General features: G+C 48.6%; 10 protein-coding genes. 3 read left to right on the top strand and 7 right to left on the bottom strand.

The annotated features are described in order from the left end of the window. Nucleotides 1-72 precede the first annotated feature (72 nt). The 4 genes from ACY652_RS18040 to ACY652_RS18025 all read right to left on the bottom strand — a co-directional run bounded on the left by ACY652_RS18040 (nt 73) and on the right by ACY652_RS18025 (nt 2,808). Complete coding sequence (locus tag ACY652_RS18040) at nt 73-669, bottom strand: nucleotide exchange factor GrpE (RefSeq protein ID WP_462265777.1); 597 nt, start codon at nt 667-669, stop codon at nt 73-75. A gap of 196 nt (nt 670-865) precedes the next feature. Beyond that, the gene (locus tag ACY652_RS18035; protein ID WP_462265776.1) at nt 866-1,546 is read right to left on the bottom strand and encodes a cell division ATP-binding protein FtsE; all 681 of its coding nucleotides are present in this window, start codon (nt 1,544-1,546) and stop codon (nt 866-868) included. Between the two features lie 8 nt (nt 1,547-1,554). After that, a complete protein-coding gene (locus ACY652_RS18030) occupies nt 1,555-1,758 on the bottom strand; it encodes a fructose-6-phosphate aldolase (protein WP_462265775.1) in 204 nt (67 codons plus the stop codon). A 24-nt stretch (nt 1,759-1,782) separates the two neighbouring features. Then, nucleotides 1,783-2,808 (bottom strand): aldehyde dehydrogenase family protein, encoded by a 1,026-nt coding sequence (locus ACY652_RS18025; protein ID WP_462265774.1) that lies wholly within the window; start codon nt 2,806-2,808, stop codon nt 1,783-1,785. A gap of 98 nt (nt 2,809-2,906) precedes the next feature. On the opposite strand from ACY652_RS18025, the gene ACY652_RS18020 reads away from it, so the two are divergent. Beyond that, nucleotides 2,907-3,260, top strand: a complete 354-nt coding sequence (locus ACY652_RS18020; RefSeq protein WP_462265773.1) for a 4Fe-4S dicluster domain-containing protein — start codon at nt 2,907-2,909, stop codon at nt 3,258-3,260. 96 nt (nt 3,261-3,356) lie between these two features. Further along, nucleotides 3,357-4,127 carry a C40 family peptidase gene (locus ACY652_RS18015; RefSeq protein ID WP_462265772.1) on the top strand — a complete coding sequence of 257 codons (771 nt, stop codon included), beginning with the start codon at nt 3,357-3,359 and terminating at the stop codon, nt 4,125-4,127. A 92-nt stretch (nt 4,128-4,219) separates the two neighbouring features. Here the strand turns inward: ACY652_RS18015 and ACY652_RS18010 are convergent, their stop codons facing one another. The 3 genes from ACY652_RS18010 to ACY652_RS18000 form a co-directional block, all read right to left on the bottom strand. Continuing rightward, complete coding sequence (locus tag ACY652_RS18010; RefSeq protein WP_462265771.1) at nt 4,220-5,605, bottom strand: exonuclease domain-containing protein; 1,386 nt, start codon at nt 5,603-5,605, stop codon at nt 4,220-4,222. A 241-nt stretch (nt 5,606-5,846) separates the two neighbouring features. Further along, nucleotides 5,847-7,670 (bottom strand): membrane protein insertase YidC, encoded by a 1,824-nt coding sequence (gene yidC, locus ACY652_RS18005; protein WP_462265770.1) that lies wholly within the window; start codon nt 7,668-7,670, stop codon nt 5,847-5,849. Between the two features lie 22 nt (nt 7,671-7,692). Beyond that, nucleotides 7,693-9,303, bottom strand: a complete 1,611-nt coding sequence (locus ACY652_RS18000) for a CTP synthase (RefSeq protein WP_462265769.1) — start codon at nt 9,301-9,303, stop codon at nt 7,693-7,695. A 249-nt stretch (nt 9,304-9,552) separates the two neighbouring features. Between ACY652_RS18000 and alaS the strand changes: the two genes are divergently transcribed. Further along, nucleotides 9,553-12,402: an alanine--tRNA ligase gene (gene alaS, locus ACY652_RS17995; RefSeq protein WP_462265768.1), complete on the top strand. Its 2,850-nt coding sequence runs from the start codon at nt 9,553-9,555 to the stop codon at nt 12,400-12,402. The last annotated feature ends 79 nt before the right edge of the window (nt 12,403-12,481 follow it).

The following is a 12,481-nucleotide window of genomic DNA, read 5'->3' as shown; positions in this document are numbered from 1 at the left end:
TGGAAGGGTTGAATGATAGATAGTAACTTACTTAAAATCTATCATTCAACCCTTCCATCATTCAAAACTTTTTTATGCTCCCACTACTACTTTGGCAAAACGGATTACCTTATCGTTCAGGTAATATCCCTTTTCCAGTTCATCCACTACTTTTCCCTTTAAATCATCGGCAGGTGCGGGTATATTGGTGATGCCTTCATGCAAATCAGCGTCAAACTCGGCGCCTTTGGCTTCCATTTCCTTTAACCCTTTCTGGGCGAGTATATTTTTTAGCTTGTTCTGTACCAATAAAACGCCTTCTTTCACCGGTTCTGCATCAGCGGCGGTTTGCATCGCTTTCACGGCACGGTCAAAGTCATCCAGAACAGGCAATAGCGATGTAATTACATCCTTACCTGCCGTTAAACGCTCCTCTAAACGCTCTTTGTTGGTGCGTCGTCTAAAGTTATCAAATTCAGCATATAAACGCAAGTATTTATCATTGGCCTGCGCCAGTTCCTCTTTTAGTTTGCTCTCGGCAGAGGGCGCAGTTTCTTCCTGCGCTTCGCTTATGTTCAATTCATCAGCAAGCGGGTTTAGTTCCTCGTTTGCAGCAGTGTTTTCTGCATTCTGCTCGTTAAAATTCTCAGGCATATCAGTATTGTCTTTTTTCTTTTTGTTCCAGAACATATCGGGTGATATTGTTCAACTGTTCAAATCAACTACCCTGCCATAGCTTATTTTACGCCAGGGTGTCAGTTTTAATTAAATGTCAGTGTTTTTTTGGCAGGGCGGGGATAGAGTCAAGAATCAAGAGACAAGACAATTTCAATTGTCGTTTTTAAAAAATATCTTGATTCTTGACTCTTGATTCTTAACTCTCTCCTTATATCTCCGCATCTTCCAGCACCTTGCCGCCCTCGCACTTAATAATACGCGAAGGAAACGTACGGATGATATGGTAATCATGCGTAGCTACCAGAACCGCCGTGCCGCCCTGGCTTATCTGCTTCAACAGTGTAATGATATCTTCAGACGTGTCAGGGTCGAGGTTACCGGTGGGTTCATCAGCTAAAATAATTTCCGGTTCGTTTATGAGCGCACGCGCTATTACCACGCGCTGCTGCTCGCCGCCCGAAAGCTCGTGCGGCATCTTTTTTATCTTTGAGCGCAGGCCAACTTTTTCCAGCACATCCTGTGTGCGCTTCGTAATTTCGGCCTTGTCTTTCCAGCCGGTGGCCTTCATTACAAAGTGCAGGTTTTGCTCTACCGTACGGTCGGTAAGCAACTGGAAATCCTGAAATACGATGCCCAGTTTGCGGCGCAGAAACGGAATATCCCTGGTAGCAATTTTAGCCAGGCTATAACCACCGGCATGGCCCTCCCCATTCTGAATTACCAGATCGCCATAGATAATTTTAAGCAGGCTACTCTTGCCCGAGCCGGTTTGGCCAATGAGCCATACAAAGTCGCCTTTGTCGATATGCAGGTTGACGTCCGACAGTACGAGGTGCTTTTGCTGAAAGACATCTACGTGCTGTAGTTTAATAATAGAATTTCCTATCATGTTATTGTTTACAGTTCGAGTTTAACGATTTGCCCGAAGGGCAGTTCTTTAATCAGGCCCATAATGTGTTCGGCTTTATCGCCCAAGCCAATCTTATCCAGTGATTTTTCGGGCCGGTCAACCCTAAAGTAGGCCAGCAGGGTAAAATGCTCGTCGCGCAGCTGTACATAGTCTGGTATTTTGGCTACGCCTTTTACTTTTATAATATACATGCCTGTTCAAAGTTATTGTAAATTTCAAAGTTTCAGCAAAAAATCCAGCGTGTCTATACCATCGGCATAATCGGCTAATCCTGGTTGCTGGCTGCAGCCGAAATCAACGGTTTGTACCGGCGCATCAATGCCGGCCTGGGTTACCATACACTGGATTTGATCTGCTTGCTGCCGCAGACTGTTCGCCGCATCATCAAGCGTTTCGTACTCCTCATAATGCAGCACCGCGAGGGCAGAGGTTAGCCGCTCGTCTTTTTTCAGCAGCAGGAAGCCGTTATCCAGGTGCGGTTCGCGGTTCACTAAAAAAATGGCCTTGTTATAGTCGTAGTTATTGTGGTATTTATGGTGGTTGCCTACCGGGTGCAGGTACTCAATGGCTTCGAAGAAGTGATTAAAATCATAGCCTTCAAGCACCATCAGTTTTGATACGTTTCTGCAGCCTAAACCATAATAATCAAAAATATCATGCCCCAGGGCAGTCAGTTGCTCCGTGCTTTCGGTGCCGGTAAGTAGTGCTACACTGTTACGGTTCTTGCGGATGATGTTGGGTACTTTGCCAAAATAGTAGTCAAAGTAACGCGAGGTGTTGTTACTGCCGGTTGCAATAACCGCATCAAAATTTTCCAGCCGGTTCACCACCTCGTAGCGGCTGCCCAATTGCGGATTAATACGCTTGATTTCGTTCAAAACATAGAGAATGAGCCGGACATCGCCGGCAGAGGCCTTGATTTGCGCCCGGTGCCCGGCTGCCAGCGTACACAGCACATCATGGAAACCCACCAGCGGGATGTTACCCGCTAATATTAACCCTACGGTTTTGGGGGCGTTGGCGGCAGGTAAGTTGTATTTGGCTAACCAGGCGGTCAGGCTGCCTTCGGTAAGCCGGGCGGCAATGGCCTGCACCGCCTGTGTAACACTTTCGGGCGTAAACCAGGCATTGTGATTGGCTTCGGCGGCGATGATTGATTGCAGTTCGGCATCGGGTTGCCGGAGTTGCCCGCCCAGTTCTGATAATGCGGAAATAAAGGACAGGGCGTATGAATTTGACATGTTATTGATAACTGAGCGTAAACTGCCGGTGCATTTTTTTGTTATATTTGCAGCCACAAACTGAAGGCAAATTTACAGAATATATAAGGAACTGAACTATGGCAATTAAAATCACCGACGAATGTATCAACTGCGGCGCATGTGAGCCTGAATGTCCCAACAACGCTATATATGATGCCGGCGCGGCCTGGCGTTTCTCTGATGGTACCGACCTTAAAGGCATGATTGATTTCGGCGATGGCACTACACTGAAAGCCGAAGAAACACAGGCAGCGCTTTCAGACGATATTTATTACATTGTGCCTGACAAGTGTACCGAATGTGTAGGCTTCCATGATGAGCCGCAATGTGCTGCCGTGTGTCCGGTAGATTGCTGCGTAGATGATGAAGACATTCGCGAAAGCAAAGAAGAGCTGATTGCTAAAAAGGAATGGCTGCACGCCGAAGCGTAAACTTAATTGATGAAATACAGTACCAGGGAGGAAACGTAAACACGTTTCCTCTTTTTTTATACGGACATTTCATAACTACATTGATTGAATCTTATTATGGAATACGGCATCTGTACCCTGTCGGTAATACCTATGCGGGCCGAAGGCAATGAGCGGAGCGAGCAGGTATCGCAACTGCTGTTTGGCGAAACTTATGAAATTTTAGAACGGGCCGGGCAATGGGTACAAGTAGTAACCATTGCCGACCGCTATACCGGATGGATAGCCCGCCTGCAGGTAAACCCGCTGGATTACACCGGTTATACGCAGTTGCAAAATCAGCCCACAGCTATAACTTACCAGGCGGTTACCCGGGTATGCAGGTTAAGCGATAACACGGTTATCTACCTGCCTGCTACCAGTTCGCTGGCATTTATGAATGGTGCTGTAACCACCATTAACCAGGATAAGTATGAACTGGTGGGCGAAATTAGCCATGGCTTTACCGATATTACAGAGGCAGCCCGCTCGTACCTGAACAGCCCTTACCAGTGGGGGGGGCGTACGCACTTTGGTATAGATTGCTCGGGTTTTACGCAGGCGGTATACCGCATGTATAACATACAGTTACAGCGCGATGCCAGCCAACAGGCTAACCAGGGCACACTGGTGAATTTTGTAACCGAAGTTAGAAGCGGAGATTTAGCATTTTTTGACAACGCCGAAGGGCGCATAACGCATGTAGGCCTATTGCTTGATCAGGACCGTATTATTCATGCCTCCGGCCAGGTAAAGATAGACCGCTTTGATAGCCAGGGCATCTATTCGGAAGACCTGAAGCGTTATACGCACAAACTCCGCATTATAAAAAGGTATTTGAGCGCCTGAAAGGCTATCAAATGCGTGGTGGTATAGGTTGCCAAATGAACCAAGGTTTTCCTCTTTGTTGCATATAAACTCTATAGCTCATTAGAGTTAATTTACGCAACATCGGCTTGTAAGCGGTCAAACTTCAATACTTTCCACGGATGCTCACCGGCATGGTTGAGCACCATATTCCGGATGTAATCATTGCCCGGATAGGGCGTAAGAAAATTCTTGATCTGTTCTATATTGTCGGCTTGGAAGTACTGCGAAATATAACCGATGCCGTAAAACTGGCCGTTCTCAATTAAGATGCAACTGTGCTCATCGGGCGTGCGCCCCTCGTCGCGCAGTGCAAAAGTAGGTAACGTTTCTTTTAACGTGTTCAATGCCGAAGCAATACGCTTGTTGTAATTATCCGGGCTCTCATTGCCGATACATGCGCAGGCCAGGTGCCTGCTGCCGGTGCAGGCATCGTTGTTTTTTTGTATGAAGCAAAATTTCGGGCACAATTCAAATTCGTCAATCAGCTTTTGCAGCAGGTTCCGGCCTTCTGTTAACGTACTGCAGGTGTGCAGCGGAAACGAATATTTGCGCCGGCGATCTACGGCCAGGCGGATATAGCCATTCTGGTCTTCATAGGAATACAGGCCAAACGGAAATTCCAGCTTTTTTTGCGAACGGTTAAACTGCGGCCACAGCCGCTTTATCTCTACCGATTCCAGCACCAGCGCCATTAGCTCGGTGCCGCATTCCTGGTAACTGATCTGGTGAATGTGGCGCATAAAATCCTGCCGTTGCGCCCCCGCATTGTTACCGCTGAAATGGCTGGCTACCCGCTTTTTAATGTTTACGGCCTTGCCCACATACACCACCTTGCCGTTCTGGTTATGAAAGTAGTATACGCCCGGCGTGGCAGGCAGTTTGTCCATAAAGTTGCGGTGCAGGTTAGGGGGCAGTACCTGCTCTTTCGAGCGGATTTTTAAGGCATCGGAAATGTGGCCGTCTTTGTCATTCTCCATCAGCAGGGTAAACAGTTCGGCGGTAGCGTCTGCATCGCCTCCGGCCCGGTGCCGGCCGCTGTTGCCAATGCCTAAATGATGGCATAGTTTACCTAAGCTGTAGGAGGGCATCCCCGGCAAAATCTTACGCCCTAACCGAACGGTACACAGCTTGCTGCAATTCAGATCATAACCGGCGGCAGCCAGATGATGGCGTACAAAAGAGTAATCGAAGTTTACATTGTGGGCTACAAAGATGTGCCCGTGCAGCAGGTGGTACACATCAGCCGCTATAGCCGCAAAGTCGGGCGCGGCAGCCACCATGTCCTCATTGATACCGGTTAAGGCCTGTATATATACCGGTATCTCCTGCCGGGGGTTTACCAGCGACTGGTAGCGGTTCACTACCTTTTTACCATCATGAATACAGATGGCTATTTCTGTTATGCCATGCGCACTGGCATGGCCGCCTGTGGTTTCAATATCTACAATTGCATACATCCACCTCAAAATTAGCAAAAATCTGAATGCTAATTTGGTTAGCGATAAATTTTTACTTTTAAATAAACCTTGTGGGATAGAGTCAGGAATCGGGAGCCAGGAATCAAGACTCAGGATACCGATTATTACATTAACAATTTACTGCCAAATAAAAAGGGGCAAGCTGTTTGTTCAGCTTGCCCCTTTTTACATAGGTTTCGAGTTTTGATTCTCGCCTCTTAATTCCTGACTCTGCAACCAGCTATTTTTTCTTCGCCTGCTGTATTTGCTGCTGGCGCATCATGTCTTCTAACTTGGCCTGAAAGCCGCCTTTTTTCTTTTTGTCTTCGGGCTTACTTTTGTTCTCCTGGATGCGGGCATGTATCTTGTTGTCATCTACCAGAAACTTGATCAGCCATTGCTGCGCAAAGGTGAGCATATTGGCCAGGAAGTAATAATAGTTCAAGCCGGAAGGGTAGCTGTTCAAATAACTCAGGAACATGAACGGGGTGATGTACCCGATGTACTTCATCTGCCCGGTGGCGCCCGAAATTTGGTTGTTGAAGTAAGTGTAAATGATGGTAGAAGCCGTCATCAGCAAACACATCAAGCTCAGGTGATCGCCCAGCAGCGGGATTTTAAAACCGAAGTTGATCACATTATCATACGTAGATAAATCCTTCATCCACAAAAAGCTCTCGCCGCGCAGCTCAAACAGGCTGGGAAAGAAGCGCAGGAAGGCAATTACAATCGGCATCTGCAGCAGCAGGGGCAGGCAGCCGCCCAGCGGGTTTACACCGGCTTTGCGGTACAGCTTCATATATTCCTGCTGCAACAGGGTAGGGTTATCTTCGCCAACCTTGGTCTTAATCACATCCATTTCCGGCTTCAGCACCCGCATCTTCGCCATCGACAGGTAAGATTTATAAGTAAGCGGGGAAAGAACAAGCTTTAATAATATGGTTAGCACCAGTATGATCAGGCCCATGTTCCAGCCGAAGTGCTGCAAGAAATTGAACACCGGCAATACTGCAAAACGGTTGATCAGCTTAAGCGGCCCCCAGCCCAGGTTGATCTGCTTTTCCAGGTCATAACCCTGTGCCGCTAAAGTTTTAAAGCGGTTGGGGCCGAAATAGAACTCCATAGGGTAGGTGTTGTTGCCGTCGGCTATCAGGTTAAACCGGGCGTTCATCTGCCGCACATCTTTCGAGTCCAGATTGGTGGTTGAGGCTACGTTTACCTTGTCAAAACCCTTAGGAGCGATCAGCACATTGGAGAAAAAGTGCTGCTTGAATGATACCCATTGTATTTTCTGGTCGGCAATCTGCTTTTTGTCGTCTTTGGTTTCGCTCAGAAAGTCAACATCGTTGCTCATGTTCTTATACGCCACGGTAGAAAACTGCCGCTCCTGGGTAATATCCTTTTCCTGCTGATGCAGGCTGGCTGTCCAGTCCAGTTGCAGCGCCTGGCTGTTGGCCAGTACCCCCTCCATACCCGTAAGTTTAACGGTAAGGCCCAGCTTGTACCCGCTGTTGTTAAGTTTATACGTATAATCAACAAACTGTGTAGCGCTGTAGCTTAACCGCATGGTTACCGTGGTGCTGGTATCTGCCGCATTTTTGGCAGTGGTCAGGCTCTTGAAATACAGATCATTGGTATTGATGGCTTTGCCTCCGGCGGTTAAGGCCAATCCAAACTTGTTGCCATCGCCGCTGAATAACACCAGCGGCTTTTTAGTAAAGGTTTTGAAGTTTTTGAGTTCCACAGCATATACACGGCCTCCCTTATTGCTCAGGGTGATGTGTACATCCTTGTTATCCATATAGGTATAGGCTGTACTGCCGTAATTGGCGGCGCCAAAAGGGCTTTTTAAAAGTGCGGAGTCCACACCCGCAGGCCGGGTGGTATCAGCCGCTGTTTTCGGGGCGGCAGGTTTCAGCAAACCGGCCCGTTTTAATGAATCCAGGTGCTGGCGCTGCTGTTCTTTTTTAAAGGCCGGATCATTGGCGTTAGGCTTCAGAAAAAAGAAGGAACCCACCAAAATCAGCAAAATCAGGAACAGCCCCGTGAATGTATTCTTGTCCATTATCTATCGTATCAAGCTATGATTATTTTTTGCGGGCATAGGCCAGCGAAGCGGCGACAAAGTTAACAAAAAGTGGGTGAGGTTTTGCTACCGTAGATTTTAATTCGGGGTGAAACTGCGCGCCTACAAAAAACGGGTGATTCTTAAGCTCAACTATCTCAACCAGACGGGTTTGTGGATTGATACCTGAAGGTATCATGCCTGCGGCCTCGTACTGGTGCAGGTATTCGTTATTGAATTCGTAACGGTGACGGTGGCGTTCGGAGATGTGCGGCGTACCATAAATGGCGGCCGCCTTGCTGTTGCGTTTCAAATCGCAGGCGTAAGAACCAAGGCGCATGGTACCCCCTTTAGCGGTAATGTTCTTCTGCTCCTCCATCATCCCGATTACCGGGTGCGGCGTATCCTGGTGCATTTCGGTGCTGCTGGCCCCTTCCAGGTTCAGCACGTGGCGGCCAAACTCAATTACGGCGCACTGCATCCCCAAGCAGATGCCGAAGAACGGAATATTGTTCTCGCGTACATAACGTATCGCTTCTATCTTACCCTCAAACCCGCGCTGACCGAAGCCCGGCGCTACCAATACGCCATCCAGCCCCTTCAGGCGTTCAATGGCATTTTCGGTAGTTAACTGCTCCGAGTGGATATATTCTACCTTTACTTTACATTCGTTCTTGGCCCCGGCATGAATAAATGCTTCGATGATGGATTTGTAGGCATCCGGCAACTCTACGTATTTACCCACCAAACCGATGCGCACTTCGGCGGTGGGGTTTTTTAACCGGCCCAAAAAGTCTTTCCAGCTTTCCAGTTCCGGCTCCTGCTTGGTGGATAGCTTTAGCTTCGCCAGTACCGTTTTATCTAACTGTTCCTTCAGCATCAGCAGCGGCACATCATAAATGGTGGAGGCATCGATAGACTCAATCACCGCATTCACATTTACGTTACAGAACTGGGCTACTTTCCGGCGGATATCCTGGTTCAGCGGGTGCTCGGTGCGGCATACCAGTATATCGGGTTGTATACCGTATTCCAGCAGCATTTTTACCGAGTGCTGGGTAGGTTTGGTCTTTAACTCGCCTGCTGCCGCCAGGAACGGAACCAGGGTAAGGTGTATCACCAGCGCATTATTGCCGCCGGCTTCCCACTTAAACTGCCGTACGGCCTCAATAAAGGGCAGCGATTCAATATCGCCAACGGTACCGCCAATCTCGGTGATCACGATGTCGTACTGGCCGTTTTCGCCCAATATCTTAAAGTTACGTTTGATCTCATCGGTAATATGCGGTACCACCTGCACCGTTTTACCTAAAAAGGCGCCTTCACGCTCGCGGTTGATCACATTCTGATAGATACGGCCGGTGGTGATGTTATTGGCCTGCGAGGTAGGCGTGTTCAGAAAACGCTCGTAGTGGCCCAAATCCAGATCGGTTTCGGCGCCGTCCTCGGTTACGTAGCATTCGCCATGCTCATACGGATTCAGTGTTCCGGGGTCAATATTAATATAGGGATCGAATTTCTGGATGGTTACCCGGTAGCCCCGCGCCTGCAGCAATTTGGCTAAGGATGCCGAGATAATACCCTTTCCTAACGACGAGGAAACGCCGCCCGTAACAAAAATATATTTAGTCATGTGATTTTTTCACCATCAGGCAGCCGGAGGAATACCAATGCCGGGGGTGTGTGTACGGGATACAAAAATAGCATAATTTCGGCTACCGTTATTTTTTGTTGATAAAATTAAAGTTTACAGGAGTTAACGCCGTCCGCTCTCCGCTCTTTCCACCCGCCCTTCTATCTGCCACCCGCTCTCCGCTCTATCCACCTGCTCTTCTATCTACCGCCCCAAAACCTTATCTTTGCACACTTATTTTATCAACCCATGACGGCTAAAGAAATACGCCAGGCATTTCTGGATTTTTTTGCGGGTAAAGGCCACGCCATTGTGCCTTCGGCCCCCATTGTAGTAAAGAACGACCCTACGCTGATGTTCACCAACGCCGGGATGAACCAGTTTAAAGATATTTTTTTAGGCGAAACTGCGCCAAAATTTCCGCGTGTGGCCGATACCCAGCGCTGTTTGCGGGTATCGGGCAAGCATAACGATCTGGAGGAGGTGGGGGTAGATACCTATCACCATACCATGTTCGAGATGCTGGGCAACTGGAGCTTTGGCGACTACTTTAAAAAAGAGGCCATTGCCTGGAGCTGGGAACTGCTGACCGAAGTATTCGGTATGGACAAGAGCCGCCTGTACGTCACCATTTTTGAGGGTGACGAAAAGGAAGGCCTGGCGCGCGACCAGGAAGCCTACGATTACTGGGCGCAATACATTGAGCCCAGCCATATTTTGAACGGCAATAAAAAGGATAACTTTTGGGAGATGGGCGAAACCGGCCCCTGCGGCCCCTGCTCCGAGATACATTACGATGGCCGTACCTACGAGCAACGTGCCGAAGTAAACGGCGCTATGCTGGTGAACGGCGACGACCCGCAGGTGATTGAGATATGGAACAATGTGTTCATGCAGTTTAACCGCCTGAAGGACGGTTCACTGCAGCCGCTGCCTGCCCGGCATGTAGATACCGGGATGGGTTTCGAGCGGCTGGTGCGGGTGCTGCAGGGCAAAACCTCCAACTACGATACGGATGTGTTTATGCCGATGATTGATTTCATCGCCGAAAAATCGGGCATCGCTTATGGTGCTGAGGAACGTACCGATATTGCCATGCGCGTAATGGCCGACCATATCCGCGCCATCAGCTTCGCTGTGGCCGACGGGCAACTGCCGAGCAATAATAAAGCAGGCTATGTAATTCGCCGCATTTTGCGCCGGGCGGTGCGTTATGCCTACCAGTACCTGAACTTTAAAGAACCGTTTTTAAATCAGTTAGTGCCGATTTTAGCAGGGCAGTTTGAAGGGGTGTTTGAAGAGTTGTGGAGCCAGAAGGATTTTGTGCAGAAGGTGGTTTTGGAAGAGGAAGTGTCGTTTTTAAAAACCTTAGCTAACGGTTTAGAACTTCTATCGCATCAAGTTGCTTATGTAGATAAAATTGAAGGTTTTCTTGAATCGCATTATGGAAAGCCATGGCATGATTTTCAAATCTTCGAGATTGCCGAGTATCTAAACACTAACAAAGTTGTTCTAAATCTGGCAAGACACATAACAGATTATATACCTGTTCCTTGGCAGTCGTCTGGATATAATTTTGTGGAACTTGAAAATCAATTGCAAAATGTGACTGAGTATGACGAAGCTTATAACAAGTTGTTGGGCTACACTACAACTTTGAGAGGGGATATAGTATTTACCCTATATGATACATTTGGATTTCCGGTAGACTTGACAAGTCTAATTATGCATGACATTGGACGGAAAATAGATATATATGGCTTTGATATAGAAATGGCTATACAAAAAGCTCGTTCCCGTGCTGCTACTGCCATTGATACCGGTGATTGGGTTACCCTGCGCGATGATGATACGGTTGAGTTCACCGGCTATGATGAAACCGAAACCGTAGCCCACATTATAAAATACCGCAAGGTAACCGCCAAAGGCAGGGAGCAGTACCAGCTGGTGCTGGATAAAACGCCTTTCTACGCCGAAAGCGGCGGACAGGTAGGCGATACCGGCGAGCTGATCTTCCCGAATGGCGACATCATCCCGGTAACGGATACCAAGAAGGAGAACGGCCTGATCGTTCATTTTACCGATACCCTGCCTGCTACGGTTGAAGATGCCTTAACGGCCATTGTGGATGCCGGTAAGCGTACCAGCACCGAAAACAACCACTCGGCCACGCACCTGCTGCATGCCGCCATGAAACAGGTATTGGGCAGCCACGTAAACCAAAAGGGTTCATTGGTGAACGCCGGTTACCTGCGGTTTGACTTTTCGCATTTTGCCAAAGTAACCGAAGATGAGCTGGCGCAGATCGAAACCATCGTAAACCAGAAGGTGCGCGAGAACATCAACCTGGTGGAACAGCGCAATGTGCCTTACCAGGAAGCCATCAGCAGCGGCGTTACCGCCCTGTTTGGTGAAAAATATGGCGACTATGTGCGGGTGATTACCTTTGACGAAACATTTTCCAAAGAACTGTGCGGCGGTACGCACGTAAAGGCGACCGGTCAAATCGGCTATTTTAAAATTGTGGCCGAAAGCGCCGTAGCCGCAGGTGTGCGCCGTATTGAGGCCATTACCGGTGAGGCTGCCGAAAACTACATTAACGAGCAGGCCAAACTGGTGCAGCAGGTAAAAGAACTGCTGAAAAACCCTAAGGATATTTCCAAAAGCATTGAAAGCCTGCTGGAAGAGAACGCCCGCCTGAAAAAGGAGGTGGAAAAAAGCGTACTGGAAAAAGCAGCCGGCCTTAAACACGAACTGGCTAAGCAAGCGCAGCAAATCAACGGCATCAATTTTATTGCCGCCAAAGTGGAGCTGCCCAGCGCCGATGCCGTTAAAAACCTGGCTTACCAGCTAAAAGACATTGTAACCGATCTGTTCCTGGTGCTGGCCGCCAGCTTCGATGGCAAGCCTAACCTGACGGTGATGATCGCCGAAAATCTGGTAAAAGAAAAAGGACTGAACGCCGACACCATCGTCCGCGAACTGGCCAAAGAGATACAGGGCGGCGGCGGCGGTCAGCCGTTCTTTGCTACCGCAGGCGGCAAGAACGCAGCGGGTTTGGATGCGGCGCTGAAAAAGGCGAAAAGTTTCGCCCCCTAACCCCCTGAAGGGGGAACAGGAGTTGGATCTTCATAGGGCATTTCAATAACAAAAAGGCTAAGAAATACATTCTTAGCCT

Origin of the sequence: Mucilaginibacter sp., from assembly GCF_965200995.1 — a bacterium.
Classification (GTDB): domain Bacteria; phylum Bacteroidota; class Bacteroidia; order Sphingobacteriales; family Sphingobacteriaceae; genus Mucilaginibacter.
The sequence above is the reverse complement of the archived record's forward strand: the minus strand, read 5'-3'. Positions and strand labels throughout refer to the sequence as shown.